We start from the raw sequence: 26,115 nt of genomic DNA, 5'->3' as shown, positions 1-26,115 counted from the left end.
GAACTCGTCTGCGCGGTCAGCCGGTCACCAGGCGCCGATGCGCTGGGCCTCGTGATGGCTGATCGGATGCTTGGCCTTCTCGTGGTCTTCTTCAGCCAGCAATCTTACCGCTTCCAGCGCAGCCATGCAGCCCATGCCCGCGGCGGTGACGGCCTGGCGGTAGACGTCGTCGGTCACGTCGCCGGCGGCGTAGACGCCCTTGATGGCGGTCGCGGCGCTGCCGGGGACGACCTTCAGATAGCCCGAGCCGTCCATCTCAAGCTGGCCCTTGAACAGCTCGGAGGCCGGGGCGTGGCCGATGGCGATGAACACCCCGTCGGCCGCGATCTCGCGAACCTCGCCGGTGCCCACGTCCTTCAGCTTCACGCCGGTGACGCCGAGCGGCTCGGTCGTGCCGACGACTTCGTCGATGGCGACGTTCCAGATCACCTCGATCTTCGGGTGCGCGAACAGGCGCTCCTGCAGGATCTTCTCGGCGCGGAACTCGTCGCGGCGGTGCACGACGGTGACCTTGGAGGCGAAGTTGGTCAGGAACAGCGCTTCCTCGACCGCGGTGTTGCCGCCGCCGACCACCACGACTTCCTTGCCGCGGTAGAAGAAGCCGTCGCAGGTGGCGCAGGCCGACACGCCGAAGCCCTGGAACTTCTGCTCCGTGTCGAGGCCCAGCCACTTGGCCTGGGCGCCGGTGGCGATGATCAGGGTCTCGGCCAGCCAGACCTCGCCGCTGTCGCATTCCAGGCGGAACGGGCGCTGGCTGAGGTCGGCCTTGATGACGATGTCGTTGATGATCTCGGTGCCGACGTGGGCGGCCTGGGCCTGCATCTGCTCCATCAGCCAGGGGCCCTGGATGACGTCGGCGAAGCCCGGATAGTTCTCCACGTCGGTGGTGATGGTCAGCTGGCCGCCCGGCTGGATGCCGGCGATCAGCACCGGTTTGAGCAGCGCGCGCGCGGCGTAGATGGCGGCGGTGTAGCCGGCCGGGCCGGAACCCAGGATCAGGCAGCGGGTGGTGCGAGGAGCATTCTGCGACATGGCGTCTATGTAGGGGAGATTCTGAGCGGTTGCGACAGGCGCCGGGCGTGGTCGGTCAGCGCACGCGCCGCAGGGCTCAGACGCCGGGGTCGCGCGCCGCCAAACGTGGGGCCGAGATGACCTCCAGCAGGGCCTCCGCGACGCGCTGCGCGCCGAGCCCGTCGCAGAGCTCCAGGCTGGCGGCGGTCAGGCGCGTGCGGGTGGCGGTGTCGCTGAGCAGGCGCACCGCGGCCCGGTCGAAGGCGGCGGCGAAGTCCTCGTCGCCGGCGTCGACCACCAGGGCGGCGTCGCGATCAGCCAATGCGCGGGCGGCCGGGCGCTGGTTCTCGGCCAGCACCACCAGCACCGAGGGCAGGCCCAGGGTGCAGCGCTCCCAGGTGGTCGATCCGCCGGCCCCGAACGCGACGTCGGCCTCCAGCGTCAGGCGGGCCATGTCCTGGGCGTCGACGTGCAGGGTGACGCGCGGGTCGTGCGCCGCCACGCGGGTCAGTCCCGGCAGGCTGGGAGCGTCGGCGCCCAGCACGACGTCGAAGGCCAAGTGTCCGTTGCGTTGACGCAGGCGGTCGAGCACCCGCGAGGTGACGGCGCCGACATCGGTCAGGCCAAGCGCGACCAGCACCCGCTCCACCGGGCCGCCGCGCCGGGCGATCGCCGCCTCGCGCAGGGCGGCGAACTCCGGCCGCAGGGGCGCATAGCGGGGGCCGAGCAGCAGGCGCGCGCCCTCGGCCAGGGAGGCGTAGTCGGCCTCGGTCCGGGCCGGGCCGGAGTCCAGCACGAGGTCGGCGGCCAGGGGGCGGTCGGCCCGGTCGTCAATGACGAGCGTCGGGCGTCCCTGTGCGATGAACTGGTGATCGACGCGGCCGAGGCCGTAGTGGTCGAACACGACAGCGTCGAAGGCCAGGCCGGCGATGGCGGCCGGCAAGTCGGCTGCAGCGATGGAGGCGACCTCCTCGCGGCTCATGTCCGGGGCGAAGGCGTCGAGAATGCCGGCGACGACCGGCGGGGCCAGGAACACGCATTCGGCGCCGTGTTCGCCGAGCGCCCTCGCCAGGCTGAGCGAGCGCATCACATGTCCGCCGCCGACCGCCGGGCCAGCGTTGGCGATGAAGAGGATGCGAGGCCGCAGAATCATCTTGCAACCATGGGACGCCGAAACCCGTGGCTTGAAAAGGGGCGCGGCTCAGCGCGGCAGGCGTACGAAGAACAGTTCCGGGTCGCCGGGATCGAGATGATCGACCTGCCCGGCTGGCAGGTAGCCGCGGGCCGGCAGCAGCTGGCGCATGATCGCGTTCGAAACGTTGGTCGAGACGAACAGCTTCTGGGCGGCGTGCGCCCGTTCGATCTCGTCCAGCAGCGCGCTGGCCACGCCGCGGCGCTGCAGGCGCGCGTCGGTGACGATCAGGTCGAGGAAGGGATTGCTGAAGAACCAGCCCGTGACGGCGAAGCCGGCCGGCTGGTCGTCGAGAAGGGCCAGCCGCGCGACCCGCCCGTGCTCCCCTGCGAAGGCGCGGCGAAGCCAGTCGGCGCGGTGCGGGCTGCTCGCGGCGGTCGGGTCGATCGACAGGGCGATATGGGCGTCGTCGGCTCGGGCCAGGCGGATCGAGACGGCCATGGCCCTAGTTCCTTCGCGCGTCGAAGCGGCGCAACACCTCGTCGGCCGCCCGCTCGGTCTCGGCCAGCGGTTCGTAGGTCCAGCGGTGGAAAGCGCCGCCGAACGGCCGCGCCGCGCCCAGGCGTTCCAGGTCCTCGTGGAACAGGCGGAATTTCAGGCTCTCGCCGTCCATCTTCATCACGAACACCGGCTTGCCGGTCGAGGCCGCGTCCGTGGCGAGGTTGGTCGAGTCCTCGGTGACCAGGATGTAGTCGGCCGCCGCGAGGTAGGCGAAATAGGGATTGTCGCCTTCGCCGTCCCAGATCACGCCGGGCACGTGCTTAAGCCGCGCCTCGAGGATGTTCTTGGCCGGATCGGGCGTGCGGCGGGTGAAGCTGACCATCACCGAGCCGCCTTCCTGGACGACCGGCAGCTCGATCTCGCGGGCCATCGCGGCCGCGCGCTCTGGCGAGATGTCGTGGGCCTTGGACTTGCCGCCGATGATCACCGCCACGCGCGGACGCGGCAGGGCGTCGAGCTCCGTCTGGAAGCGCTGCAGGTCGGCGGCCATGCGCTCGGCGTTCACCCGGCCCGGCGAGCCGGTGATCGGAAAGACGTTGTCGCCGTCCAGCCGGTCGTGCTTGGGCGGGATGACCAGGTCGAACAGCCGGGTCGGCATGCGCGGATCCTGGACCTGGACCACGTAGGTCTTGCGGCCGGACCAGCGTCGCATGCGGATGGACAGCGGCAGGGTGGCGCGGCCGGCCGCGATCCAGATGTCGGGCCAGGGCGGGGCGATGTCGCTTTGCGGGGTCAGCAGCCGGCGCGGGAACGGGGTCAGCCACCAGGGCAGGCGGCCGATCCAGCTCTTCCAGCCGATCTGCTTGACGACGATCTGCGCGGAGCGCTTGCGCGCGATCGCGTTGGCCAGACCGACGACCTGGGCCTCAATGCCCGCGCGCCCGTCCGACACCGCCCAGATGACGAGCGGCGCGGCGGGCGTCGGGTTTGATGCTGACAAGCCGGAGGTCCCGGAGCCTAGATCCACTCGACTTTGAGGATCTCGTAGGCTTTGCCGCCGCCAGGAGTGTTCACCTCGACGACGTCGCCGGGTTCCTTGCCGATCATGGCTCGGGCCAGCGGCGAGACGATGGAGATCTTGCCTTGCTTCACGTCGGCTTCGTGTTCGCCGACGATCTGGTAGCGGGCTTCTTCCTCGGTGTCTTCGTCGACCACCGAAACGGTGGCCCCGAACTTCACCTGGGTGCCGGACAGCTTGGATACGTCAATGACCTGGGCGCGGGCCATCCGGTCCTCGATCTCGGCGATCTGGCCTTCGATCCAGCCCTGCCGCTCCTTAGCGGCGTGGTACTCGGCGTTCTCGGAGAGGTCGCCATGCGAGCGCGCTTCCGCGATCGCAGCGATCACGGCGGGTCGCTCGGCGGTCTTCAAACGCTTCAGTTCATCGTCGAGGGCTTGCCAGCCCTCGGCGGTCATCGGGACTTTTTCCATCGTGGATGAGGACTCGGATTCGCCCTTTTGGGAGTTCGTTGCCGGCCGCGGGCGCAGGCGTCCGGGGGGGTAGAGATTAGATGTCGCAGCACAAAAACTCAAGGGCGCGCCGGCAGACGGCCCCAGGTGCTCAGTTCGAAAGCTGTTGAGAAGCGTGCAAGACGCTGTGTCGTCAGGCGCTTTCCGAGACGATTGAGCCTTGCAGTTCCTTGGCGTCGGGGGCCTCGAAGACCCCCTCGATGAAGTCGAACATCTCCGGCGTCACGCCGATCGAGAAGGTCTCGCCGCGAACCACGCTGCGCTCCAGCACGCGGGCGCGGCGCACTTCGGCCGGCGCAGTCACGAAATGGAACTGAAGCGGCAACTCGACGGCCTGGCCGATCTCGGCCACGCGGGCGCGGTCGGAGCGGCGCAGCAGGCCGAGGTCGAGCACCACCGAGGTGCCCGCGGCGATGACGCCGGCCGCCGTGGACCAGATCTGGGCCTCGCAGCGTTCGACCCGCTCCATCATCCAGTGGTACTCGATGGGTTCGGGCATGTCGGCGGCGAACAGCCGCGCCATCCAGTCGTCGATCGCGAAGTGGACGGCCGGCTCGCGCCGGGCCAGTTCCTTGGCGTAGGTGGACTTTCCGGCGCCGGAGGGGCCGTAGACGACGTGAAGCGTGGCGGTCATGCCCCGCCCGTAGAACATTTCCGTCCGCGCGGAAACGTCTACGGGCGTCGCAGCGGCTATTTCACCGACAACCCGCCGTCGATGACAATTTCCGCCCCGGTGACGTAGCGGCTCTCGTCCGAGGCCAACCACAGCACGCCGTTGGCGATGTCCTCCGGATAGCCCTTCACGCCGAGCGGCACGCCCTCGGCGCTCATGGCGTCCAGCGCCGCGCCGCGGGGCGGGCGGGCGTTGTCGCCGACTTCGCCGGTGCCGACGATGGTGTCCCAGATCGGGGTCTCGATGATGCCCGGGTGGACCGAGTTGACCCGCACGCCGTCCTTGGCCGCGGCGCATTCCATGGCCACGGCCTTGGTGAAGAGGCGCACGCCGCCCTTGGTGGCGCAGTAGCCGGCCAGGATCGCCGAGCCCTTCAGGCCGGCGACCGAGGACATGTTGATGATCGAGCCGCCGCCGTTCTCGCGCATCAGCGGGATCGAGTGCTTCACGCCCAGGAAGACGCCGTCGAGATTGACCGCAGTCTGCTTCTGGAAGTCGGCCAGGGTCATGGTCAGGACCGAGCCGCCGATGCCGATGCCGGCGTTGTTGACCAGGATGTCGAGGCGGCCGTGCGCGGCCTTCACGGCGGCGATCACGTCGATCCAGGCCTGCTCGGAGGTGACGTCGTGGTGCAGGTAGCTGGCCTGGCCGCCCATCGCCTTGATGGCCTCGACCGTCTGGGCGCCCTTGTCGTCCTGCAGGTCGGTGACGACGATCGTCGCGCCTTCCTGGGCCAGCCGTTCGGCGCAGCCGCGCCCGATCCCGCTCGCCCCGCCGGTGACCAGCGCAACCTTACCTTCGACCCGACCGGCCATGCTTCGACTCCCTAAGTGATCGTTGTTTAGTTTTCCTACGCCTAGCCTAGCTCGACGATAGAGGCCAGCCTCCGACGCCAGTCAGAGATTCGGAGTATCGGTATGTCGATCAGCATTCGTCCCTGCGTGCCGGGCGACGAGACGGCCCTGTCGCTGGTCGGCCAGGCGACGTTTCTGGAGACCTATGCGGGCGTCCTGCCGGCCGGCGACATCCTGAGCCACTGCCGTACTCAGCACGGCGAGAGCCTCTATGCGCAATGGCTGGCCAAGCCCGGCTACCGGCTGTGGCTGGCCGAGATGGACGAGGGCGGCGCGCCGGTCGGCTATGCGGCGCTGACGCCGCCGGAGCTGCCGGTGGCGACGGGGGAGGGCGACGTCGAACTGAAGCGCATCTACCTGCTCAACCGCTTCCACGGCACGGGCCTCGGCGGCAGGCTGATGGCGACGGCGTTGGAGAGCGCCGCGCAAGCGGGGTTTACCCGCATGCTGCTGGGCGTGTTTGGCGGAAATTCGCGCGCAATCGCGTTCTATGCCCGCCAAGGCTACGTTGAGGCGGGCGTCCGGAAGTTCCGCGTAGGCGCCAACGAGTACGACGACCTGGTTCTGGCTAGATCCCTATAGGGGCCGCCGTACCCGAGGCTGGCGTCCTACCAGGTGACTTTTCCGTTGGCCGTGAGCAGGCCAATCAGCATGGCCGCTCCAAGGGCGATGATCAGACCCACGACGATAAGGTCTGTATACCCCTCGAAGCGCTCTAGCAGATGCCTGTTCTTATGATGGTGGACCTCACCCTCGTGGTGTCCGGTTTGCATGGCTTTTCCTTCGCACACTGAATCAGAGGACACGTCCTCGCCAGACTGCGACAGGCGCCCATGCGGGCCGACCGGCTGGTCATCAAGGGCCGCCGGAACGCGCCCACTTTGCGCCCACCGAAGTGAGGCGACGCTCTGAGGTTGCGCCCGCAAAGAACGTCGGTCAATCAGCAAAACGCAGCTAAGTCGTTCACAAACTTGAGGTTGCGAGCCGCTCGCATAGCAGCGCCTTCGCCCCCAGATAGAGCTGCGTAGACTGCGCTTGAGCGCAAAGCTTTCGGATCGACAGGCGATGGACCGCAAGACCTATGTGAGGCTGCTGCGCGATGCGCGCGGGCGGACACGCTGTCCGGGCGAGGCGGAGGACCTCCTGCAGTCCGTCCTGCTTGCGGCTGTCGAGGCCAGCCGCGCCGACCTGACCTGCAGTGAAAACCGTCGTTGGTTGAGCGGAGTGCTGCGCAACCGCGCCCTGCACGAGGCGCGCTCGGCAGGCCGCCGTCGCCGGAGGGAGAGCGCCTACGTCTCCCTTGTCGCCGGGAGCCGCGAGGCCGCGACGGCTGCCGACGGCTCTGCGCACAACGGCTCTGCTGGTCGTGACCGGCCACACGAAACCGGAGATCGCGTGGCTGCTCGGCCTGTCGGACGTGGCGTTGCGCAAGCGGATCAGCGACATCAAGCGGCGCGCCGGCGACTTTGGACTTCGCGGGCCGGCGGGAGAGCGCGCCCTGCAAGGCGACTTGCCCTTCGGTCTGCTGCGCCGGGCCCTGATCGGGGTGGTGCGTTCGGCCGAGCTGGCGATCGGGACACACGATCCCGACGGCCATCTGTTCGTCGTGTCCTCACAAAACGGCGCGCCGCGGCAACTAAGGGCGTCCAAGATCTGAAAGGGAGAGACACATGTTCGGCAAAGTGCGGATCGGCACGATCTGCTTCTACGTGACCGACATCGCGCGGACCGAGACGTTCTATCGTGACGTCCTCGGCCTGGAGGTCGCCAATATGGGAGACGACGGCTCGGGGAACGATTGGCTGCAGGCCAACACCGCGGGCGGGGTGGAGCTGATCTTCTTCAACGCCGAGTGCACGCCTGGCAACTCGCCGATCATCGTCTTCGATCTGGCCAAGGGCGGGATCGACACCGTGGTCGCCGCGTTGGCCGAGAAGGGGGCGACCATCGTCACGCCGGTCAGCCACGCCCCCGGCGGATGGTCCGCTGAGTTTTCAGACCCCGACGGGCATCTGATCTCGATGTATCAGTCCGACGAGGCGCCCCGCAGCTAGGGAGCGCCGAAACGCGCGAGGGGTGCTTGCCGCCTCTCGCGCGCCTGGATCAGGCGTAGCTTTGCAGCGGGCGCACGTCGAGGGTGTCCTCGACGGTCGCCACGATGGCCTGGGCCGCGGCCAGGGCGCCCGCGGCGGTCGTGAAGTAGGGCGTCTTCATCATCAGCGCGGTGCGGCGGATTTCGAAGCTGTCGGCCAGCGACTGCTTGCCCTCGGTGGTGTTGAAGACCAGCTGGATCTCGCCGTTCTTCATCGCGTCGACGATGTGCGGACGTCCTTCCAGCACCTTCTTCACCTGCTCGACCTCCAGGCCCTGTTCGGCCAGGTAGCCGCCGGTGCCGGCCGTCGCGACGACCTTGAAGCCTTGGCTCAGAAGCAGCTTCACCGGCTCCAGGATCCAGGGCTTGTCGGCGTCCTTCACCGAGACGAACACCTTGCCGGTCTTGGGCAGCTTCACGCCGCCGCCGAGCTGGCTCTTGGCGAAGGCGCGGGCGAAGGCCGCGCCATTGGTCTCGCCCGGGCGGATCCAGTCGAGGCCCATGACCTCGCCGGTCGAACGCATTTCCGGGCCCAGCACCGTGTCGACGCCGGCGAAGCGGGCGAACGGGAACACAGCCTCCTTCACCGCGACGTGGTCGTAGGGCTTTTCGGTCAGGTTGAAGCTGGCGAGCTTCTCGCCGGCCATCAGCTTGGCGGCGATCGAGGCCAGCGGCTGGCCGATGGTCTTGGCGACGAACGGCACCGTGCGGCTGGCGCGCGGGTTCACTTCCAGCACGTAGATGCGCGGATTGTCGGAGTGCGGCTCCTCGATGGCGAACTGCACATTCATCAGGCCGCGCACTTCCAGGGCCCGGGCCATGGCCTCGGTCTGGCGCTTCAGCTCGGCGATGGTTTCCGGCTTCAGCGAGAACGGCGGCAGCGAGCAGGCGCTGTCGCCCGAGTGCACGCCGGCCTCCTCGATGTGCTCCATGACCCCGGCGACGAACACCTGGCCGGCGTCGTCGCACAGGGCGTCGACGTCCACTTCGGTCGCCCGGCTCAGGTACTGGTCGATCAACACCGGGCTGTCGCCCGACACCTGGACGGCGGTGTTGACGTAGCGCTCGAGCTGTTCGTCGTCGCGGATGATCTCCATCGCCCGGCCGCCCAGCACGTAGGAGGGGCGGATGACGATCGGATAGCCGACCTTGTGCGCGCCGGCGAAGGCCTCGTCGCGCGAGCGGGCGATGGCGTTGACCGGCTGGGCGATCTTCAGCTTGTGCAGCAGCTGCTGGAAGCGCTCGCGGTCCTCGGCCAGGTCGATGGCGTCGGGCGAGGTGCCCAGGATCGGGATGCCGGCGTCTTCCAGCGGCTTGGCCAGCTTCAGCGGGGTCTGGCCGCCGAACTGGACGATGACGCCCAGCAGCGTCCCGCGGGCCTGCTCGACCGCGATCAGCTCCAGCACGTCCTCGGCCGTCAGCGGCTCGAAGTACAGGCGGTCGGAGGTGTCGTAGTCGGTGGAGACGGTCTCGGGGTTGCAGTTGACCATGATCGACTCCACGCCGATGTCGGCGAGGGCGAAGGCCGCGTGACAGCAGCAGTAGTCGAACTCGATGCCCTGGCCGATCCGGTTCGGACCGCCGCCCAGGATGATCGCCTTCTTGCGATCGCTCGGCTCGCTTTCGCACTCGGGGATCTGGCCCAGAGCGCCGGTCTCGTAGGTCGAGTACATGTACGGCGTGGCGGCGCGGAACTCGCCCGCGCAGCTGTCGATACGCTTGAACACCGGGCGCACGCCATGGGCGCGGCGCTGTTCGCGGACCTCGGCCTCGGTGGTGTGGGTCAGCTTGGCAAGGCGCGCGTCGGAGAAGCCCTGCGCCTTCACGGCCCGGAACTCGGCGGCCGTGCCGGGCAGGCCACGGTCGCGGATAGCGGCCTCGGCCTGGATCAGCGTCTGCAGTTGGCGCAGGAACCAGGGCTCGTACGAGCAGGCCGCATTGACCTCCTCGACGCTCAGCCCGTGGCGGAATGCCTGGGCGATCACCAGCAGGCGGTCCGGCGTCGGCTGCCCCAGGGCGCGGATCACCGCGGCGCGGCCGGTCTCGGCGTCGTGGGCGCCTTCGATCTCGACCTCGTCCAGGCCGGTCAGGCCGGTTTCCAGGCCGCGCAGGGCCTTCTGCAGGCTCTCGGCGAAGGTGCGGCCGATGGCCATGACCTCACCCACCGACTTCATGGCGGTGGTCAGGGTCGGCTCCGAACCCGGATACTTCTCGAAGGCGAAGCGCGGGATCTTGGTGACGACGTAGTCGATGCTCGGCTCGAACGAGGCCGGGGTCGCGCCGGTGATGTCGTTCATCAGCTCGTCGAGGGTGTAGCCGACTGCCAGTCGCGCGGCGACCTTGGCGATCGGGAAGCCGGTGGCCTTCGAGGCCAGCGCCGACGAGCGCGACACCCGCGGGTTCATTTCGATGACGACCATGCGGCCGTCGGCCGGGTTCACGGCGAACTGCACGTTCGAGCCGCCGGTCTCGACGCCGATCTCGCGTAGCACGGCGATCGAGGCCGCCCGCATACGCTGGTATTCCTTGTCGGTCAGCGTGAGGGCAGGGGCGACCGTGATGGAGTCGCCGGTGTGCACGCCCATCGGGTCGATGTTCTCGATGGAGCAGACGATGATGCAGTTGTCCGCCTTGTCGCGGACGACCTCCATCTCATACTCCTTCCAGCCCAGCACGCTCTCCTCGATGAGGACTTCGGTGGTGGGGGACAGGTCGAGACCGCGTTCGACGATCTCTTTGAATTCCTCGACATTGTAGGCGATGCCGCCGCCGGTGCCGGCCAGGGTGAAGGACGGACGGATGATCGCCGGCAGGCCGACGAACTCCAGGCCTTCCATGGCCTCGTCCATCGAGTGGGCCGCCTTGGACTTCGGGCTCTCAAGGCCCAGCTTGTCCATGGCGTCGCGGAACTTCTGGCGGTCCTCGGCCTTGTCGATGACCTCAGCCTTGGCGCCGATCATTTCGACCCCGTACTTGGCCAGCGCGCCGGAGGCCTCAAGGGCCAGGGCGGTGTTCAGCGCGGTCTGGCCGCCCATGGTCGGCAGCAGGGCGTCAGGGCGCTCCTTGGCGATGATCTTCTCGACCATCTCCGGGGTGATCGGCTCGATGTACGTGGCGTCGGCCACGTCCGGGTCGGTCATGATCGTGGCCGGGTTCGAGTTGACCAGCACGATGCGGTAGCCCTCGGCGCGCAGCGCCTTGCAGGCCTGGACGCCCGAGTAGTCGAACTCACAGGCCTGGCCGATCACGATCGGCCCGGCGCCGATGATGAGGATCGAGGAGATGTCAGTGCGTTTCGGCATGTCCACTCGCGCGCATGGGCGGTCGCACTCTTCAAGCGCGCCCGGTCCCGGTCAATCTGCAGGTTAAGGGGGCCGTTTAGAGACGGAGTCGCTCGCGCGCAAGCGGCGATGGCGGCAATCTCGCCGCAGGCGGCCCCGGCGCGGCGGAGCGGAGGCGCTCCAACGAAAACGGGCCGGCGTTTCCGCCGGCCCGCAGCCGTTTCGATGCTAGGGCCAAAAGGCCTTTGCCGAACTGCTTAGACTTGCAGGTTGCCGGCGGCCATCTTGCCGCTGCGACGGTCCTGCTCGAGTTCGTAGGTGATCTTTTGGCCTTCGTTCAGGCTGCGGAGTCCGGCGCGTTCAACGGCCGAGATGTGAACGAAGATGTCCGCGCCGCCATCGTCGGGTTGGATGAAGCCATAGCCCTTGGTTCCGTTGAACCATTTAACAGTGCCGGTAGCCATAGAAGTGTCGTCCTTGGGTAAGTCGTTCCGCGGCCCAAGCCTTTTGGGTCACGCATCAAATTTCGGGAGGGTCGGAGAGCAGGTTCGGTGCGCCGGAAATGTGGAGCGTCGAAAATCAGCCGAACCATACGAGTTTGACAGCCTGACGTTAGCGCGCTTCCGGAGCCCCCGCAAGGCGATCCATGGAACGGCGCTCTCCCGCCCTGAAGGGAAAAGATCCACAGGGAGAGGTGCGGAATCGTAAGCAGAGAAGGGCGATATCGATAATGTCGGGTCGGCGCCGGTTCCCCGTTTGAAAGTTTTCGGCGCCGATGCCGCCTCTCGCCTGAGTAGAATTGTGCGCCCTTGCCCGGTGAACTGTGAGGGGGCCGCAGGCGTCGGAAAGGGCCGAGGTCAACGGCGGCGATCGACGTCACCATCATTCCAGGCGGGATTTCGCACGATAATACAGTCAGGTCACATCGCGTGGAGGGCTCTCAAGTTTCGCGTTCCGTGTCGCCGAAGCAACAGCGACGTTGCCGGTCTCCATGGGCGGAACTGTTCTGGCCGTGGATGATTACTCGGATCTCGAAGCTCGAGTTTTGCGTGCACCGGCCGAGCGTCGGCCTCGATCCTCGCCGCCAGGCCGACGCTACTATGTTGTGCTGCGGCGCCGCCTGAAGCCTTTCCTCGCGAACGGGAGTCGGGCAGCTTCGCCGATGACCACGGTTTGGGATTGCCAACGATCGCCACCTCCGACCCCATGGCTGACCTGATGTCGCAGATCGCGGCAGGCGATCGCGCGGCGATGCGCCGGCTCTACGACGCCACGTCCGCGAAGCTATTCGGCGTCTGCATTCGTATCCTCTCGGACAGGGACGAGAGCGAGGACGTGCTGCAGGAAGTCTATCTCACCATTTGGCGACGCGCCGACCGCTATGAGGCGGAGCGGGCGAGCGTCATGGCCTGGATATCCACCATCGCCCGCAACCGCGCCATCGACCGCCTGCGCGCTCGCGGGCCGCTCGCCTATGCCGACCCCGTCGAGGACTTGCAGATCGAGGATGAGGCGCCCGGGGCCGAGGCGCTGCTGGAGACGGCTCAGGCCGGCCAGGCGTTGGCCAACTGCCTGGACGAACTGGACGCGCGAACCCAGGGCGCGATCCGCACGGCGTTCTTCGAGGGACTGACCTACGAGGCCCTGGCCCGGCGGCTGGACGAGCCCCTAGGGACGGTGAAGAGCTGGATCCGCCGCGGTCTCCTGAAACTGCGGGGGTGCCTGGAGCGATGAGCGACATCGGCCCCGAACTCCCGGACGACGAAGCCCTGGCCGCCGAACATGCGCTGGGCGTGCTCACCGCGCACGAAAGGGCGGCCGCCGAACAGCGCATGGCCCGTGACCCGGTCTTCGCGGCGGACGTGCTGGCCTGGCGTGCGCGCCTGGCGCCGCTGGCCGAGGAGATCGCGGCGGTGGCGGCGCCCGCCGGGCTATGGCCGCGGATCGAGCGGATGCTGGCGGCGAACGACAACGCCCAGGGCGTGCGGCGGCGACTGCGGTTCTGGCGCGCGGCGACGCTCGGCTCGCTGGCGGTGACGGCCGCCAGTCTCGCGGCGGTGGTGTTCCTCGCCGCGCGGCCGCCTGAGGTGATCACCCAGCCGCGGCCGCCGATGGGGCCGATGATGAACGCGCGGCTGATGAGCGACGGCGGCCAGCCGCTGTTCCTCGCCGCCTATGATCCGGAACGGAAGTCGATCCTGGTGGCCTCGCTGGTGCCGCCCGGGGCCGACCCCGACCACAGTCACGAGCTGTGGTTGATCCCCGCCGACGGCAAGCCGCGCTCGCTGGGCCTGATCGATCCAGGGGCGTCCAAGGCGTTGCCGATGTCCGAGCCGATGGCGGATATGACCACCGAAGGCGTCTCGCTGGCGGTCACGGTCGAGCCGCGCGGCGGTTCGCACCAGGCCGGGCCCTCGGGCCCGGTTGCGGCGGTCGGCAAGCTGGCGCGTCTCTAGCGGCTCGGCTGGCGCGGCGCGGGCGAAGCGCCCTATGCTCCACGTCCAGTTGAGAGGTTTCTAGTCGATGAGAACGAGTCTGCTTGCGGCGAGCGCCGCGGTCCTGCTCCTGTCGGGCGGCGAGGCGTCGGCGGCCCCCGAGCTGCACAAGGACGGCATGACCCTGAAGGAAGTCCAGTCCTGGCTGCTCGAGAGCGGCTACAAGGCTGAGCTCAAGAAGGACGACGGCGAGGGCTACATCACGAGTTCGGCCGAAGGCGTGAGCTTCGAGATCTATCCCAACGACTGCCGCCAGGGCCGTTGCGCCTCGATGCAGATGGTCGCCGCCTTCAACGTGAAGGAGAAGCTCGACGCGCAGAAGGCGAACGAGTGGAACTCCTCGAAGCGTTATGTCGACTGCTACATCGACGACGAAGGCGACCCCTGGTTCACCTACGACATCAATGTCAGCCCCGGCGGGACGCGCGCGGCCCTGGACGACAATTTCAGCGTCTGGCTGAGCTTCCTGCCCGATATCAAGGAACACATCGGGTGGTAGAACGAGAAAGGCCGGCGCCTGGGGGCCGGCCTTTCGTCTATTTCGCCTACTTCTTCGCCGCGTCCATGTACCCGGCGAAGCGCTCGAACAGGTAGAGCGAGTCCGTCGGCCCCGGGGAGGCTTCCGGGTGGTGCTGGACGCTGAACACGGGCTTGTCCTTCAGGGCGATGCCGGCGTTGGTGCCGTCGAACAGCGAGACGTGGGTTTCGACGACCGGCTCGGGCAGGCTGTCGCGGTCGACCGTGAAGCCGTGGTTCATCGAGACGATTTCGACCTTGCCGGTGGTCACGTCCTTGACCGGATGGTTCGCGCCGTGGTGGCCCTGGTCCATCTTGACGGTCTTGGCGCCCAGGGCGCGGGCCATCATCTGGTGGCCGAGGCAGATGCCGAACACCGGCACGCCGCTTTCAACCAGCTTCTTGATCTCCGGCACGGCGTATTCGCCGGTCGCGGCCGGGTCGCCCGGGCCGTTGGACAGCAGCACGCCGTCCGGCTTGCGGGCCAGAACGTCCTCGGCGCTGGTCTTGGCCGGCACGACGGTGACGCGGGCGCCGATCGAGGTGAGCGCGCGCAGGATGTTGCGCTTCACGCCGTAGTCGAGGACCACGACCTCATACTTCGGCTCCGACGCCGGCTTGGCGTAGCCCTCGGGCCAATCCCACAGGCCCTCGTCATAGATGAACGGCTGCAGGCAGGAGGCGTCCTTGGCCAGGTCCAGGCCTTCCAGGCCGGCCCACGCCTTGGCCTTTTCGATCAGGGCGGGAATGTCGAACTCGCCGGTCGGCGAATGGGCGATGACGCCGTGCGGCATGCCGTTCTCGCGGATCGAGCGGGTCAGGGCGCGGGTGTCGACGCCGGCCAGGCCGATGACGCCACGACGCTTCATCCAGGTGTCGAGGTCGCCCTCGGAGCGCCAGTTGGCCGGGGCGGTGGGCACGTCGCGGAAAATCGCGCCGCGCGCCGCGGTTTCGGCCGAACCGGACATCTGCTCGATGTCCTCGACGTTGACCCCGACATTGCCCATGTGCGGGAAGGTGAAGGCCACGATCTGGGACATGTAGGAGGGGTCCGTGAGGATCTCCTGGTAGCCGGTCATCGCGGTGTTGAAGCAGACCTCGCCGACCGCATCGCCGGTCGCGCCGACGCCGACGCCTTGCAATACGGTTCCATTGGCGAGAACCAGAACGCCCGTGACACCCGGGAGCAGTTCAACAGTCATCTGGCGTCTCCATCAGAGGGGGCATGCTCGCAAAAAGACGGGCCAGGGTGAACCCCGCCCGTTCTTCAACTGTCCGCATGTTTCGGCAAACGGCCGCGTACCTACTGACTCGCGCCGGGCGGGTCAATGCGGCGCGCCGTCGATCGGTCGTCCAACCGCCAATCCCGAAAAATAACTCCGCACGGCGAACCGCGTTCTCTTTTTGCGCGAGGCCTATTGCTGCACGCATGCGACGCATGGCATCGGCGCCCGGATAGCAGCGTTTTCTCAACTATTGGGGGCTCCAATGAAACTCGGACTTCTGTGCGCTCTGCTGGCTTCCGCCGCAGTCGCCACCCCGGCCGCGGCCGGTGTCATCGTCGCCGATTCCGGCTGGCAGGACGACCAGATTACAGGCGTCGGCACGCCCAGCCAGGGCTCGGCCTGGACCTTCACGGTCGGGACTTCGGCCTACTTCCGCATCACCGACGCCTTTATCCAAGGCGATGTGTTCTCGCTCTATGACGGCGCCATCCTCCTGGCGAAGACCACCTTCACCACCACCAGCGACGCCATCGATTCCTACAACGGCACGGCGTGGTCGGACCTCGGCTACAGCCGCCTGAGCTACCTGGTCGGCCCGGGTTCGTACTCGTTCACGATCACCGGCGACGGGGCCGGCGGCGTGCCGGCGGGCTTCGCGGTGCGCCTCGACTCGGTCGCGGCGGTTCCGGAACCGGCCACCTGGGCGATGATGATCCTCGGCTTCGGCGCCGCCGGCGTTGCGATCCGCGGTTCGCGCCGCCGTCTCGCGGTCGCCTAAGGCTTCGCTTCAGTCTGCGTTGCGGCCCGTCCCTGCATGCCAGGGGCGGGCCGTATCATTTTCGCCTCAGCCCGGCAGGACGCCGGAGATCGCCTCGAACAGGGCGTCGGCGCGCACCGGTTTGCCGATGTGGCGGTCGGCCCCGGCCTCGGTCGAGGACTTCAGGTCGTCCGGCGAGGTGTTGGCGCTGATCACGATGATCGGCGCGCGGGGCAGGCCGGGCCCCTCGGCCTTGCGGATCGCGCGGATCGCGGTCAGCCCGTCCATCACCGGCATGCGCAAGTCCATCAGCACCAGATCGAACCCGCCCTGACGCCAGGCCTCGACAGCCTGCTCGCCGTTCTCGACGCTGGTCACTTCGGCCCCGGCCGCGCCCAGCATCAGCTCCAGCACCTTGCGGTTGGTGGGATTGTCGTCGGCGGCCAGGATCCGCAGGGGCGGGGCCTCGCCGTCCTGGATCGGCGCCTGGGCGGCGTCCGCCTCATGCGCGGCGTCGCCGTAGTCGAGCAGGCCGCCGACCAGCCGGTCGAGCTGGCGGGCCGACCCCTGGATGTCGGCGACCAGCCCCCGCTGCTCGTCGTCGAGCGCGGTCCGCTCCAGCGCCGCGATCAGGCCGAGCACCCCGTTCAGCGGGGTGCGCAGCTCGTGGCTCATGTCGGCGACGAACTCGGTCTTGGCGCGGCTGGCGACCTCGGCCCGGTGCAGGGCGTCTTCGAGCGCGGCGGCCTGGCGCTTCATCTGGGTGATGTCGACCCGCAGGCCGATCACCCCGCCGTCGGCGGTGCGCCGCTCCTCGATCATCAGCCAGCGGCCGTCGGCCAGCCGCTGCTCGTGCCGTTCGCCGGTGGGGTTCTTCAGCTTGGCCAGGCGCGACGCCAGCCATTCCTCCTCGCGGCCGACAGCGTCCGGATAGTCGCCGCGGGCGACGCCGGTGCGCAGGGTGTCGGCCAGGGTGACCTGCGACGAAAACAGGTCGGCCGAGCGGTGGTAGATCTCGGCGTAGCGCTTGTTCCAGAGCAGGTAGCGGCCGTCGGCGTCGAGGAAGACGATGCCTTCGGGCAGCAGGTCCAGCGCTTCGCGCAGCCGCTGGCCCGCGACCTCGGCCTGGGCGTTGGCCGCCGCCAGCGCCCGCCCGCCCAGCAGGCGGGCGATCCGTTCCCGAAGCCTGACCTTCGGCATCTCGCTCCCCGACGATTCGCCCCAAGATGCTCATGAGACGCCGATCGTCCTGCGGCCACGCCAACAGAGCCGCCGCGGGCCGCGGATCGTGCGTTAAGCTCAAGCTTTGGGCACCGGGGTTCGCTTTTCGCGCACGAGCGTCTATTTCGGCGGCCATGAGCATCACGACGGTCGGCCTCGATGCCGACGACACCCTCTGGCATAACGAGACGATCTTCCGGCTGACCCATGACCGGTTCAGCGAATTGCTGTCCGGGGTCGCCGACAAGGAGGCGCTGGAGAAGCGCCTGGCCGAGGTCGAGAAGCGTAACCTGCGGCTCTACGGCTACGGGGTGAAGGGTTTCACGCTGTCGATGATCGAGACGGCGATGGAGATGACCGGCGGCGAGCCCCCCGGCCATGTAATCCGCGAGATTCTGGCGGTCGGCCGCGAGATGTTGAGCGAACCGGTCGAGCCGCTGCCCGGCGTCGACGACACCCTGGCCGAGCTCTCGAAGCGCTACCGGCTGGTGCTGATCACAAAGGGCGACCTGCTGCACCAGGAGCAGAAGCTGGCGGCCTCGGGCCTCGGCGATCTGTTCGCGGCCGTCGAGATCGTCAGCGAGAAGGACGCCTCGACCTATAGCCGCGTCTTCGCCCGTCACGGCACCGGCCCGGAGCAGGCGGTGATGTGCGGTAACTCGATGCGCTCGGACATCCTGCCGGCGATCGAGGCCGGGGCCTACGGCGCCTATGTGCCCTATCCGCTGATCTGGGCGCACGAGATGGCCGATGCGCCGGAAGGTCACGCGCGGTTCGCCGAACTGGCCAGCATCCGCGACCTGCCGGCCTGGATCGATGGGCTGAAGTGATGCCTATTTCGCCGGCGATGTCACAGCCGGCGGCTCCGATCCGTCCTTGGGGGCGATGGTTCGGAGAAATCAGATGTCGCGCATTATCGCCGCCGCCCTGGGTCTGTTGCTGGGGCTGAACGCCCTGGCCATGCTGTTCGCCTCGTTCTGGTGGTACAACGCCGTGCCAGGCGTGACCGCCACCGGCCCCTACAATCCGCACTTCGTCCGCGATATCGGGGCGACCTACCTGGTCGTCGCCGGCGGCTTGGCCTGGTTCGCCGCCCGCCCGGTCCAGGGCTGGCCCGCGCTCGTCGCCGGGGCGAGCTTCCTAGTGCTGCATGCCGGGGCCCATGTGTTCGACGCCAGTTGCTCGGCCGACCCGGTGGCCGATCTCATCCGCGACCTGCCGGGCGTCTTCGCGCCCGCCCTGATCGCGGGGGCCATCGCTCTCTTCAACCGCCCCACCCGGATCGGAGCCGCCTGATGCTGAAATCCCTGCTCGCCCGTCAGATCGGGAAGATGGAAAGCCGCTGGGGCTACGACGCCAGCTACATCCGCCGCGTGCTGGCGGTCAGTCCGAGCGGCCTGCTGCGTTTCGGCCTGGTCAGTTCAATGGTCGACGCCAAGGCCGCGCCCGCGGCGGCCATCGCCGCGGCCAAGCTGGTCGGGACCCTGGCCGAGGACTGCGGGCCCTGCGTGCAGATCGTCGTCGACATGGCCGCGGCCGACGGCGTCGCGCCGCAGGTCCTGCGGGCGATCCTGGCCGAAGACGAGGCGGCGATGGGCGCCGATGCGGCCCTGGCCTGGCGTTTCGCCCGCGCGAGTCTATGCCGCGACATGGCCGCCGCCGATCCGCTGCGCGATCAGATCGCCGGCCGCTGGGGCGACAAGGGCCTGGTCGCGGTCAGCCTGGCCCTGACGACGGCGCGCATGTACCCGACGCTCAAGTACGCGCTGGGCTACGGCAAGGCGTGCTCGAAGGTGACCGTGGACGGCCAGGCCGCGCCGATGGCCCACGCGCCGATGGCGGCGTAGGGTTCGCGATCATGGCCGCCGACATCGACATCTTCGAAGCCCAGCGCCCGCGCCTGATCCGGCTCGCCTACCGGATGCTCGGCTCGGTCGCCGAGGCCGAGGACGTGGTCCAGGACGCCTGGCTTCGCTGGACGCGGACCGAGGAGGAGGTTCGCGATCCGGTCGGCTGGCTGGTGCGGGTGACCAGCCGGCTCTGCATCGACCGGCTGCGCTCGGCCAAGGCCCAGCGCGAGGCCTATCGCGGTCCCTGGCTGCCCGAGCCGCTGATCGAGGAGCTCAGCGTCGATCCGGTCGAGCGGGCCGAGGACGTGTCCGTCGCCTTCCTGCTGGCGCTGGAGCGGCTGTCGCCGTTGGAGCGGGCGGTGTTCCTGCTGCACGACGTGTTCGACGAGGACTACGCGTCTGTCGCCGAGACCCTTGGCCGCAACGAGGCTGCGGTGCGCCAGCTCGCCGCCCGGGCGCGGGCCCACGTCAAGGACAACCGCCCCCGCTTCACCGTCAGCCAGGAGGATGCGGCCAAGCTCGCCGCCGCCTTCATGGCCGCCGCGGCCCAGGGCGACATGAAGGCCTTGTCCTCGGTGCTCGCCGAGGACGCTGTGCTGATCTCCGACGGCGGCGGCAAGCGGACCGCGGCGCTGCGGCCGATGATCGGGCGTGACGACATCATCCGGCTGCTGGAAGGGCTCGCCTGGCGTACGGGCGGTTCGCAGCTATGGCCGATCAGTTTCCGGGCGGTGCGGATCAACGGCTATCCCGGCGTGATCATGGAGCGCGAGGACGGGCCGATGACGGTGGCGTTCCAGCCTGGGGAGGACGGCAAGCTGGCGGCAATCTACCTGGTCCGCAATCCGGACAAGCTGGGACGTCTGCCCTTGGATCAGTGAGCCTTGCGGTGTGGCAGCAGGTGCAACACCCCGGCGATGACGCTGCCGATCAACAGGCCGACGACCGCCGAGCCGACCGCGAAAGTCACCCAGCCGGTGACCGGCCCGATCAGGGGAACCTGGCCGGCCCAGTGCGAGGCGCCCTCGACCCAGACTGGGAGCGGCGTCAGGTGGAAGTGCTCGAGGCCATGGACAATGATGCCGCCGCCGACCCACAGCATGGCGGCGGTGCCGATCACGGTCAGCCAGTTCATCACCACCGGCATGCCCTTGACCAGCATGCGGCCGATGGCCTGGGAGGCGCGCGCCGGACGCTTGGCCATGTGCAGGCCGATGTCGTCCATCTTCACGATCAGGCCGACCACGCCATAGACCGCGGCGGTGATCGCGATCCCGACCAGCAGCAGGGCGCCGGCCTGGACGAAGATCGGGCGATCGGCGACGTCGGCGAGGGCGATGGCCATGATCTCGGCCGACAGGATGAGGTCGGTGCGGATCGCCCCGCTGACCTTCTGGTCCTCCAGCTCTGTGGCGCTGAGCGCGAGCTCTTCAGGCTCGTCGGCCTCGTCCTCGCCGCGGATCGCCTCGATGATCTTCTCGGTGGCCTCGAAGCAGAGATAGGCGCCGCCGGCCATCAGCAGCGGCGTCACGCCCCACGGTGCGAAGGCGCTGAGCAGCAGCGCGCCCGGCAGCAGGAACAGCAGTTTGTTGCGCAGCGAGCCGATGGCGATGCGCAGGACGATCGGCAGTTCGCGCTCTGGCGAGAAGCCCATCGCATAGCCGGGCGTCACCGCGGTGTCGTCGACGACCACTCCCACAGCCTTGGTTCCCGCCTTGCCGGCGGCCCCGGCGACGTCGTCCAGCGAGGCGGCGGCCATCTTGGCGATGCCCGCAACATCGTCGAGCAGAGCCACAAGTCCGGATGCCATCGGGAACCTCTGTTGATTGAGAGACTTGAGCCAATATCGCGGGTCGGTACGAGCTAGTCACGCGAGCGTAAAGTCGCTTCGCTCATACGTCCCGGGCTGCCTGTGGATGGAACGGGGTCAGATGCAACGGCCCAGAAAGCAAGCGGCTCCCGCGCCCTTCGTGGATGGGGGCGGCCGCATGATCCAGTTGGTGCGCAGCTTCGACTGGGCGACGACCCCGTTGGGCGCGGCGCCGGACTGGCCGCCCGAACTGAAGACCATGGTCAACTTCATCCTGGAATCACAGTTCCCGATGGTGATCATCTGGGGCGAGCGCCTGACGACGATCTACAACGACGCCTTCCTGCCGATCCTCGGCGACAAGCCCGAGGCGCTGGGACGGTCGTTCGCCGACGTCTGGTCCGAAGTGTGGGACGAGGTCGAGCCGCTGGTGACCCACGCCTTCGCGGGCGAAGCGACCTTCACCAAGGACTATCCGCTGACGGTGGTGCGCTCCGAGCAGCCGGAGCAGGCCTGGTTCACCTCCTGCTTCAGCCCGCTGCGGCTGGCGAACGGCGACATCTGCGGGGTCGTCGACACGGTGGTGGAGACGACCGCGACGGTCCGGGCGCACGCCGACCTCGACACCTTGGCCCAGGAGATGAGCCACCGGCTGAAGAACACCATGGCCACGGTCCAGGCGGTCGCGTCGCAGTCGCTGAAGGAGGTGGTCGAGCGCTCCGTGGTCGAGGAGTTCCTCGACCGCATCGTCACCCTCGGCAATGCGCACGACGTATTGTTCCGCCAGAACTGGCAGCCGGTGCCCTTGCGGCGGGTGGCCGAGGCGAGCTTGTCGCCGCTCGACGGCCTGGGCCAGATCCACCTCAAGGGGCGCGAGGTGCAGATCGGCGTGCGCACCACGATGGCGTTGTCGCTGCTGCTGCACGAACTGGCGACTAACGCGGCCAAGTATGGCGCGCTCTCGACCGCCAACGGCCGGGTCGACCTGGACTGGGGGGTGCGCGCCGGGGTGTTCCGCCTGCGCTGGCGCGAGTGCGGCGGCCCGCCGGTCGTGCCGCCGGCCCACGCCGGCTTCGGCAGCCGTCTGATCGACCTCGGTCTATCGCCCGAAGGCTCGGTGGCGCGGCGTTATGGGGCCGAAGGCGTCGAGGTCGACATCGAGACGCCAGTGTCGGGGCTGCTGGATCGCTGAGGGGGCTACGCCGCGGCTCCGGACGCTGTATCATCTGCGTGGTGCGCGTCGACGAACACTTCCTTGATGAGATCAAATCCCGCCTCCGGCCTTCCGACGTGATCGGGCGGACGGTGAAGCTGCGCAAGCAGGGGCGGGAGTATGTCGGCCTGTCGCCGTTCAACAAGGAGAAGACGCCCTCGTTCTACGTGAACGACGAGAAGGGGCAGTTCTTCGATTTTTCGTCGGGCAAGAACGGCGATCTGATCACCTTCCTGCAAGAGACCGAGCGCCTCACCTTCATGGAGGCGGTCGAGCGGTTGGCCGCCGAGGCGGGCCTCGCGATGCCCGAGGTCGACGCCCGTTCGGCCGAGCAGGAGCGTCAGCGCCAGGGACTGTCGGACTGGATGGACGCCGCCGCCCAGTGGTTCGAAGGCGCCCTGCGCAGGCCTGAGGGCAAGGAGGCGCGCGCCTATCTGGAGCGCCGCGGCCTGCCGGAATCCGAATGGGCGCGCTTCCGCCTTGGATTTTCACCGCCCGGTCGTACGGCGCTGAAGGACTATCTGGTCACCAAGGGCGCGCGGCCGGGAGAGCTTGTCGAAGCCGGGCTGCTGATCGCGCCGGAGGAGGGCGGTGCGCCCTACGACCGCTTCCGCGACCGGATCATCTTTCCGATCTCCGATCACCGCGGCCGGATCCTGTCGTTCGGCGGCCGGGCGATGGACCCGCAGGCCCGCGCCAAGTACCTGAACGGCCCGGAAAGCCCGCTCTTCCACAAGGGGCGCACGCTCTACGGGGTCGGCGAGGCCCGCAAGATCCTCGGGGCCGCGCCCAGCGGCGAGAACCCCTCCCTGGTCGTGGTCGAGGGCTACATGGACGCCATCGCCTGCCAGCGGGCCGGGATCGCCGCCGTCGCGCCGCTCGGCACGGCGCTGACCGAAGATCAGATGGAGATGCTCTGGCGGCTGCACGGCGAGCCCACCCTCTCGTTCGACGGCGACCGCGCGGGGCGTCAGGCGGCCTCGCGCTCGATCGACCGGGCTTTGCCGCTGCTCAAGCCCGGCAAGAGCTTCAAGTTCGCGATCGTCGAGGGCGGCAAGGATCCGGACGAGGTGCTGCGCGAGCAGGGGGCGGTCGCCCTCCGCGCCCAGTTGTCGCAGACCACGGCCTTCGTCGACGCGCTGTTCACCCGCGAGCACGACCTGGAGCCGCTCGATACCCCTGAGCGGAGGGCCGGCTTCAAGAACCGGCTGCGCAACGCGGCCGGCCAGATCGCCGACAAGGACCTTCAGCAGGCCTACCGCGAAGCGCTGATGGAGCGCTTCGACGCGACCGGTCCGAAGGGGCGCGCGGCTCCCGAGCAAAACGCCCGTCCGCAACGTGGAAATGCAGGCGGTTCAAGAGGTTGGCGCGGCGGCGGGCGCGAATGGATCGACCCGGCGCCGACCGAGGCGGGACGCGAGGCGGCGCGCCGGCTCGCCGTGTCGATCGACCCGGTGGCGGCCACGCTCGCCAAGTATGCGATCGACGATCCCGGCGTTCTGGACGAACATCTGGAGAACTCGTTCCTCGCCAAAGGCTTCGGTGTCGAAGCTCTAGCGAAGCTGACGGGCGAGATCATCGGATTCAGATTGGATGCTGATCATCTTGACACCGCGACTCTCGCACGCCATCTGGCGTCTTGCGGGTTTAATGCGCTGCTGACAGACATCGACCGGGCCGCTGCGAAATCGGGCGCGCCCATCTTGAAACCGGATGTCTCCCTCGACGTCGCTAGATCCCAGTGGTCGCAAGCTTTCGCGGGCCTTTCACGGCTCGTGGCGCTCGACGAGGCTATTGCGTCCGCCAAGGGTAACCTTAGCGGTCGTTCCGATATGGAAGCTCTCGAGCGTCTGAAAGGCGAACGCGACACGCTGAAACGCGCGATCAGAACGGGAACGATTTGGGCGGGAGAAGGGTCGTAAGGGAGTACGACCGTCTGTTCGCTATTGGAGCATCTTCGGCCCGCGCCTTGCATGGCGCGGCCGAAATCCGGAGACCTAGATGAGCACGAACACGGCTGAAGCGGAAACCACTGAAACGACCGGCGGTGATGGTCCGCTGCTCGACCTCACCGACGCCGGCGTAAAGAAGTTCATCAAGCAGGCCAAGGCCCGCGGCTACGTCACCATGGACGAGCTGAACAAGGTCTTGCCCTCTGAGGAAGTCACCTCCGAGGCCATCGAAGACACCCTCGCCATGCTTTCGGAGATGGGCGTCAACGTCGTCGAGGCTGAGGAAGACGCCGAGGGCGGCGAAGTCGCCGTCCGGGAAGAAACCGCGGTGGTCGAGACCACCAAGGAAGCGGCCTACGACCGCACCGACGACCCGGTTCGGATGTACCTGCGTGAAATGGGCTCGGTGGAGCTGCTCTCGCGCGAAGGCGAAATCGCCATCGCCAAGCGCATCGAAGCCGGCCGCGACACCATGATCCGCGGTCTGTGCGAAAGCGCGCTGACCTTCGAAGCTATCATGGTCTGGCGCGAGGAGCTCGGCTCCGGCCGCATCCTGCTGCGGGAAGTCATCGACCTCGAGCAGACCTATGGCGGAGCCAACGCCGCCGCGGCCGAGCTGGCCGGCGGCGCGGAAGCCGAAGCTGAGGAAGAAGAGACCACCGAAGACGGCGAGGCCGTCGCCAAGGCCGAGGGCGCCGAGGACGACGACGACTTCGACGACGGCGCTGGTCCGACCATCAGCGCCATGGAAGGCGAGCTGCGCGAAGGCGTGATGGCGACCCTGGACGCCATCGCCTCCGAGTTCGACTCGTTCCGTGCATTACAGGAAAAGCTCGTCGGCAAGCGCCTGAAGGGCGAAGACCTCTCGGATGCCGACCGCAAGTCCTACACCAGCGCCTCGCTGGCCATCGTCCAGCACCTGAAGACCCTGAAGCTGAACAACAACCGCATCGAGGCGCTGGTCGAGCAGCTCTATGCGATCAACAAGCGCCTGATGGGCCTGGAAGGCCGCCTGCTGCGTCTGGCCGACAGCTACGGCATTTCGCGCTCGGAGTTCCTCAAGGCCTACTTCGGCCAGGAACTGTCGCCGAACTGGACCGACCAGGTGAAGCCGCTGGGCGTTCGCTGGACCAAGTTCGTCGAGAACGACGCCGGTCAGATCGGCGACATCCGCGCCGAGGTCGCCGCCCTGGCGACCGAAACCGGCGTGCCGATCGACGACTATCGCCGCATCGTTCAGACCGTCCAGAAGGGCGAGCGCGAAGCGCGTCAGGCCAAGAAGGAAATGGTCGAGGCCAACCTGCGCCTCGTGATCTCGATCGCCAAGAAGTACACCAACCGCGGCCTGCAGTTCCTGGACCTGATCCAGGAAGGCAACATCGGCCTGATGAAGGCGGTCGATAAGTTCGAATACCGTCGCGGCTACAAGTTCTCGACCTACGCCACCTGGTGGATCCGCCAGGCGATCACCCGCTCGATCGCCGACCAGGCCCGGACCATCCGGATCCCGGTGCACATGATCGAGACGATCAACAAGATCGTCCGCACCAGCCGCCAGATGCTGCACGAGATCGGCCGCGAGCCGACCCCGGAGGAACTGGCCGAGAAGCTGGCCATGCCGCTGGAAAAGGTCCGCAAGGTCCTGAAGATCGCCAAGGAGCCGATCTCGCTCGAAACCCCGATCGGGGACGAGGAAGACAGCCACCTGGGCGACTTCATCGAGGACAAGAACGCGATCCTGCCCATCGACGCGGCGATCCAGTCGAACCTGCGCGAGACCACCACCCGCGTGCTGGCGTCGCTGACGCCGCGCGAGGAACGCGTCCTGCGCATGCGCTTCGGGATCGGCATGAACACCGACCACACCCTCGAAGAGGTCGGCCAGCAGTTCAGCGTCACCCGCGAACGGATCCGTCAGATCGAGGCCAAGGCGCTTCGCAAGCTGAAGCACCCGTCGCGGTCGCGTAAGCTGCGCAGCTTCCTCGACAGCTAGGACTATTC

General features: G+C 68.0%; 26 protein-coding genes and 2 pseudogenes. 15 read left to right on the top strand and 13 right to left on the bottom strand.

The window, feature by feature from the left end; translation table 11 throughout:
* Positions 1 to 24 precede the first annotated feature (24 nt).
* The 7 genes from trxB to ACSQ2H_RS15360 all read right to left on the bottom strand — a co-directional run bounded on the left by trxB (position 25) and on the right by ACSQ2H_RS15360 (position 5,662).
* Entirely contained in the window at positions 25 to 1,032 is a 1,008-nt protein-coding gene (gene trxB / locus ACSQ2H_RS15390) for a thioredoxin-disulfide reductase (RefSeq protein ID WP_436062259.1), read from the bottom strand.
* A 76-nt stretch (positions 1,033 to 1,108) separates the two neighbouring features.
* Positions 1,109 to 2,164, bottom strand: coding sequence for a UDP-2,4-diacetamido-2,4,6-trideoxy-beta-L-altropyranose hydrolase (gene pseG, locus ACSQ2H_RS15385; protein WP_436062258.1), 1,056 nt, complete (start codon positions 2,162 to 2,164; stop codon positions 1,109 to 1,111).
* A gap of 48 nt (positions 2,165 to 2,212) precedes the next feature.
* Positions 2,213 to 2,644 (bottom strand): N-acetyltransferase family protein, encoded by a 432-nt coding sequence (locus tag ACSQ2H_RS15380; RefSeq protein ID WP_436062257.1) that lies wholly within the window; start codon positions 2,642 to 2,644, stop codon positions 2,213 to 2,215.
* A gap of 4 nt (positions 2,645 to 2,648) precedes the next feature.
* Positions 2,649 to 3,644, bottom strand: coding sequence for a mitochondrial fission ELM1 family protein (locus tag ACSQ2H_RS15375; protein WP_436062256.1), 996 nt, complete (start codon positions 3,642 to 3,644; stop codon positions 2,649 to 2,651).
* Between the two features lie 17 nt (positions 3,645 to 3,661).
* Positions 3,662 to 4,135: a transcription elongation factor GreA gene (gene greA, locus ACSQ2H_RS15370; protein ID WP_436062255.1), complete on the bottom strand. Its 474-nt coding sequence runs from the start codon at positions 4,133 to 4,135 to the stop codon at positions 3,662 to 3,664.
* A gap of 172 nt (positions 4,136 to 4,307) precedes the next feature.
* Positions 4,308 to 4,808: an AAA family ATPase gene (locus ACSQ2H_RS15365; protein WP_436062254.1), complete on the bottom strand. Its 501-nt coding sequence runs from the start codon at positions 4,806 to 4,808 to the stop codon at positions 4,308 to 4,310.
* A 56-nt stretch (positions 4,809 to 4,864) separates the two neighbouring features.
* Complete coding sequence (locus tag ACSQ2H_RS15360) at positions 4,865 to 5,662, bottom strand: SDR family NAD(P)-dependent oxidoreductase (RefSeq protein WP_436062253.1); 798 nt, start codon at positions 5,660 to 5,662, stop codon at positions 4,865 to 4,867.
* 102 nt (positions 5,663 to 5,764) lie between these two features.
* Between ACSQ2H_RS15360 and ACSQ2H_RS15355 the strand changes: the two genes are divergently transcribed.
* Complete coding sequence (locus ACSQ2H_RS15355) at positions 5,765 to 6,283, top strand: N-acetyltransferase family protein (protein ID WP_436062252.1); 519 nt, start codon at positions 5,765 to 5,767, stop codon at positions 6,281 to 6,283.
* 26 nt (positions 6,284 to 6,309) lie between these two features.
* Here ACSQ2H_RS15355 and ACSQ2H_RS15350 read toward each other — a convergent pair whose 3' ends face one another.
* Positions 6,310 to 6,474 (bottom strand): hypothetical protein, encoded by a 165-nt coding sequence (locus tag ACSQ2H_RS15350; RefSeq protein ID WP_293399576.1) that lies wholly within the window; start codon positions 6,472 to 6,474, stop codon positions 6,310 to 6,312.
* 292 nt (positions 6,475 to 6,766) lie between these two features.
* On the opposite strand from ACSQ2H_RS15350, the pseudogene ACSQ2H_RS15345 reads away from it, so the two are divergent.
* From ACSQ2H_RS15345 to ACSQ2H_RS15335, 3 genes and pseudogenes are all read left to right on the top strand, one after another.
* Positions 6,767 to 6,961, top strand: a pseudogene (locus ACSQ2H_RS15345) (sigma factor); the annotation flags it as partial.
* A gap of 106 nt (positions 6,962 to 7,067) precedes the next feature.
* On the top strand, positions 7,068 to 7,358 hold the full coding sequence (locus ACSQ2H_RS15340) for a hypothetical protein (protein WP_436063605.1): 291 nt from the start codon (positions 7,068 to 7,070) through the stop codon (positions 7,356 to 7,358).
* Between the two features lie 13 nt (positions 7,359 to 7,371).
* On the top strand, positions 7,372 to 7,755 hold the full coding sequence (locus tag ACSQ2H_RS15335; protein WP_436062251.1) for a VOC family protein: 384 nt from the start codon (positions 7,372 to 7,374) through the stop codon (positions 7,753 to 7,755).
* Between the two features lie 49 nt (positions 7,756 to 7,804).
* Here the strand turns inward: ACSQ2H_RS15335 and carB are convergent, their stop codons facing one another.
* Positions 7,805 to 11,095 (bottom strand): carbamoyl-phosphate synthase large subunit, encoded by a 3,291-nt coding sequence (carB, locus tag ACSQ2H_RS15330; protein ID WP_436062250.1) that lies wholly within the window; start codon positions 11,093 to 11,095, stop codon positions 7,805 to 7,807.
* Between the two features lie 236 nt (positions 11,096 to 11,331).
* Complete coding sequence (locus ACSQ2H_RS15325) at positions 11,332 to 11,538, bottom strand: cold-shock protein (RefSeq protein ID WP_183774102.1); 207 nt, start codon at positions 11,536 to 11,538, stop codon at positions 11,332 to 11,334.
* Between the two features lie 754 nt (positions 11,539 to 12,292).
* On the opposite strand from ACSQ2H_RS15325, the gene ACSQ2H_RS15320 reads away from it, so the two are divergent.
* From ACSQ2H_RS15320 to ACSQ2H_RS15310, 3 genes are all read left to right on the top strand, one after another.
* Positions 12,293 to 12,808 carry a sigma-70 family RNA polymerase sigma factor gene (locus ACSQ2H_RS15320; protein ID WP_436062249.1) on the top strand — a complete coding sequence of 172 codons (516 nt, stop codon included), beginning with the start codon at positions 12,293 to 12,295 and terminating at the stop codon, positions 12,806 to 12,808.
* A complete protein-coding gene (locus tag ACSQ2H_RS15315) occupies positions 12,805 to 13,530 on the top strand; it encodes an anti-sigma factor (RefSeq protein ID WP_436062248.1) in 726 nt (241 codons plus the stop codon). The genes ACSQ2H_RS15320 and ACSQ2H_RS15315 overlap by 4 nt, the downstream gene beginning before the upstream one ends.
* 67 nt (positions 13,531 to 13,597) lie before the next feature.
* Positions 13,598 to 14,068: a YbjN domain-containing protein gene (locus ACSQ2H_RS15310; RefSeq protein ID WP_436062247.1), complete on the top strand. Its 471-nt coding sequence runs from the start codon at positions 13,598 to 13,600 to the stop codon at positions 14,066 to 14,068.
* Positions 14,069 to 14,114: 46 nt separating this feature from the next.
* Here ACSQ2H_RS15310 and carA read toward each other — a convergent pair whose 3' ends face one another.
* Positions 14,115 to 15,287: a glutamine-hydrolyzing carbamoyl-phosphate synthase small subunit gene (gene carA / locus ACSQ2H_RS15305; RefSeq protein ID WP_436062246.1), complete on the bottom strand. Its 1,173-nt coding sequence runs from the start codon at positions 15,285 to 15,287 to the stop codon at positions 14,115 to 14,117.
* A gap of 700 nt (positions 15,288 to 15,987) precedes the next feature.
* Between carA and ACSQ2H_RS15300 the strand changes: the two are divergent.
* Positions 15,988 to 16,089 (top strand): annotated as a pseudogene (locus ACSQ2H_RS15300) (PEPxxWA-CTERM sorting domain-containing protein); the annotation flags it as partial.
* Positions 16,090 to 16,155: 66 nt separating this feature from the next.
* Here ACSQ2H_RS15300 and ACSQ2H_RS15295 read toward each other — a convergent pair.
* Positions 16,156 to 17,268, bottom strand: coding sequence for a response regulator (locus ACSQ2H_RS15295; RefSeq protein ID WP_436062245.1), 1,113 nt, complete (start codon positions 17,266 to 17,268; stop codon positions 16,156 to 16,158).
* Positions 17,269 to 17,423: 155 nt separating this feature from the next.
* On the opposite strand from ACSQ2H_RS15295, the gene ACSQ2H_RS15290 reads away from it, so the two are divergent.
* The 4 genes from ACSQ2H_RS15290 (at position 17,424) to ACSQ2H_RS15275 (ending at position 20,020) form a co-directional block, all read left to right on the top strand.
* Positions 17,424 to 18,119: an HAD family hydrolase gene (locus tag ACSQ2H_RS15290; RefSeq protein WP_436062244.1), complete on the top strand. Its 696-nt coding sequence runs from the start codon at positions 17,424 to 17,426 to the stop codon at positions 18,117 to 18,119.
* A 73-nt stretch (positions 18,120 to 18,192) separates the two neighbouring features.
* Entirely contained in the window at positions 18,193 to 18,585 is a 393-nt protein-coding gene (locus ACSQ2H_RS15285; RefSeq protein ID WP_436062243.1) for a hypothetical protein, read from the top strand.
* Positions 18,585 to 19,136 (top strand): hypothetical protein, encoded by a 552-nt coding sequence (locus ACSQ2H_RS15280; protein WP_436062242.1) that lies wholly within the window; start codon positions 18,585 to 18,587, stop codon positions 19,134 to 19,136. Before ACSQ2H_RS15285 ends, ACSQ2H_RS15280 begins: the two co-directional genes overlap by 1 nt.
* 11 nt (positions 19,137 to 19,147) lie before the next feature.
* Positions 19,148 to 20,020, top strand: a complete 873-nt coding sequence (locus ACSQ2H_RS15275) for a sigma-70 family RNA polymerase sigma factor (RefSeq protein ID WP_436062241.1) — start codon at positions 19,148 to 19,150, stop codon at positions 20,018 to 20,020.
* Here the strand turns inward: ACSQ2H_RS15275 and ACSQ2H_RS15270 are convergent.
* Positions 20,014 to 20,949 carry a DUF808 domain-containing protein gene (locus ACSQ2H_RS15270; RefSeq protein ID WP_436062240.1) on the bottom strand — a complete coding sequence of 312 codons (936 nt, stop codon included), beginning with the start codon at positions 20,947 to 20,949 and terminating at the stop codon, positions 20,014 to 20,016. The genes ACSQ2H_RS15275 and ACSQ2H_RS15270 overlap by 7 nt on opposite strands.
* Before the next feature lie 178 nt (positions 20,950 to 21,127).
* On the opposite strand from ACSQ2H_RS15270, the gene ACSQ2H_RS15265 reads away from it, so the two are divergent.
* The 3 genes from ACSQ2H_RS15265 to rpoD all read left to right on the top strand — a co-directional run bounded on the left by ACSQ2H_RS15265 (position 21,128) and on the right by rpoD (position 26,107).
* Positions 21,128 to 22,141: a sensor histidine kinase gene (locus ACSQ2H_RS15265; protein WP_436062239.1), complete on the top strand. Its 1,014-nt coding sequence runs from the start codon at positions 21,128 to 21,130 to the stop codon at positions 22,139 to 22,141.
* 41 nt (positions 22,142 to 22,182) lie between these two features.
* Complete coding sequence (gene dnaG / locus ACSQ2H_RS15260) at positions 22,183 to 24,084, top strand: DNA primase (RefSeq protein ID WP_436063577.1); 1,902 nt, start codon at positions 22,183 to 22,185, stop codon at positions 24,082 to 24,084.
* 79 nt (positions 24,085 to 24,163) lie between these two features.
* The gene (rpoD, locus tag ACSQ2H_RS15255; protein ID WP_436062238.1) at positions 24,164 to 26,107 is read left to right on the top strand and encodes an RNA polymerase sigma factor RpoD; all 1,944 of its coding nucleotides are present in this window, start codon (positions 24,164 to 24,166) and stop codon (positions 26,105 to 26,107) included.
* The last annotated feature ends 8 nt before the right edge of the window (positions 26,108 to 26,115 follow it).

It is taken from the genome of Phenylobacterium sp. LjRoot97 (assembly GCF_964254345.1).
Classification (GTDB): Bacteria; Pseudomonadota; Alphaproteobacteria; order Caulobacterales; family Caulobacteraceae; genus Phenylobacterium.
This window is presented reverse-complemented; position numbering and strand designations above follow the sequence as displayed.

Excerpts from the sequence above, each read along its gene's own strand:
- ACSQ2H_RS15265 (WP_436062239.1), top strand. The coding sequence starts at position 21,128 with ATGATCCAGTTGGTGCGCAGCTTCGACTGGGCGACGACCCCGTTGGGC.
- ACSQ2H_RS15365 (WP_436062254.1), bottom strand. The coding sequence starts at position 4,808 with ATGACCGCCACGCTTCACGTCGTCTACGGCCCCTCCGGCGCCGGAAAG.
- carA (WP_436062246.1), bottom strand. The coding sequence starts at position 15,287 with ATGACTGTTGAACTGCTCCCGGGTGTCACGGGCGTTCTGGTTCTCGCC.
- ACSQ2H_RS15285 (WP_436062243.1), top strand. The coding sequence starts at position 18,193 with ATGTCGCGCATTATCGCCGCCGCCCTGGGTCTGTTGCTGGGGCTGAAC.
- ACSQ2H_RS15290 (WP_436062244.1), top strand. The coding sequence starts at position 17,424 with ATGAGCATCACGACGGTCGGCCTCGATGCCGACGACACCCTCTGGCAT.
- ACSQ2H_RS15350 (WP_293399576.1), bottom strand. The coding sequence starts at position 6,474 with ATGCAAACCGGACACCACGAGGGTGAGGTCCACCATCATAAGAACAGG.
- ACSQ2H_RS15295 (WP_436062245.1), bottom strand. The coding sequence starts at position 17,268 with ATGCCGAAGGTCAGGCTTCGGGAACGGATCGCCCGCCTGCTGGGCGGG.
- ACSQ2H_RS15275 (WP_436062241.1), top strand. The coding sequence starts at position 19,148 with ATGGCCGCCGACATCGACATCTTCGAAGCCCAGCGCCCGCGCCTGATC.
- ACSQ2H_RS15325 (WP_183774102.1), bottom strand. The coding sequence starts at position 11,538 with ATGGCTACCGGCACTGTTAAATGGTTCAACGGAACCAAGGGCTATGGC.
- rpoD (WP_436062238.1), top strand. The coding sequence starts at position 24,164 with ATGAGCACGAACACGGCTGAAGCGGAAACCACTGAAACGACCGGCGGT.
- pseG (WP_436062258.1), bottom strand. The coding sequence starts at position 2,164 with ATGATTCTGCGGCCTCGCATCCTCTTCATCGCCAACGCTGGCCCGGCG.
- ACSQ2H_RS15335 (WP_436062251.1), top strand. The coding sequence starts at position 7,372 with ATGTTCGGCAAAGTGCGGATCGGCACGATCTGCTTCTACGTGACCGAC.
- ACSQ2H_RS15315 (WP_436062248.1), top strand. The coding sequence starts at position 12,805 with ATGAGCGACATCGGCCCCGAACTCCCGGACGACGAAGCCCTGGCCGCC.
- ACSQ2H_RS15320 (WP_436062249.1), top strand. The coding sequence starts at position 12,293 with ATGTCGCAGATCGCGGCAGGCGATCGCGCGGCGATGCGCCGGCTCTAC.
- trxB (WP_436062259.1), bottom strand. The coding sequence starts at position 1,032 with ATGTCGCAGAATGCTCCTCGCACCACCCGCTGCCTGATCCTGGGTTCC.
- greA (WP_436062255.1), bottom strand. The coding sequence starts at position 4,135 with ATGGAAAAAGTCCCGATGACCGCCGAGGGCTGGCAAGCCCTCGACGAT.
- ACSQ2H_RS15280 (WP_436062242.1), top strand. The coding sequence starts at position 18,585 with ATGCTGAAATCCCTGCTCGCCCGTCAGATCGGGAAGATGGAAAGCCGC.
- ACSQ2H_RS15310 (WP_436062247.1), top strand. The coding sequence starts at position 13,598 with ATGAGAACGAGTCTGCTTGCGGCGAGCGCCGCGGTCCTGCTCCTGTCG.
- carB (WP_436062250.1), bottom strand. The coding sequence starts at position 11,095 with ATGCCGAAACGCACTGACATCTCCTCGATCCTCATCATCGGCGCCGGG.
- ACSQ2H_RS15355 (WP_436062252.1), top strand. The coding sequence starts at position 5,765 with ATGTCGATCAGCATTCGTCCCTGCGTGCCGGGCGACGAGACGGCCCTG.
- ACSQ2H_RS15360 (WP_436062253.1), bottom strand. The coding sequence starts at position 5,662 with ATGGCCGGTCGGGTCGAAGGTAAGGTTGCGCTGGTCACCGGCGGGGCG.
- ACSQ2H_RS15380 (WP_436062257.1), bottom strand. The coding sequence starts at position 2,644 with ATGGCCGTCTCGATCCGCCTGGCCCGAGCCGACGACGCCCATATCGCC.
- ACSQ2H_RS15270 (WP_436062240.1), bottom strand. The coding sequence starts at position 20,949 with ATGGCATCCGGACTTGTGGCTCTGCTCGACGATGTTGCGGGCATCGCC.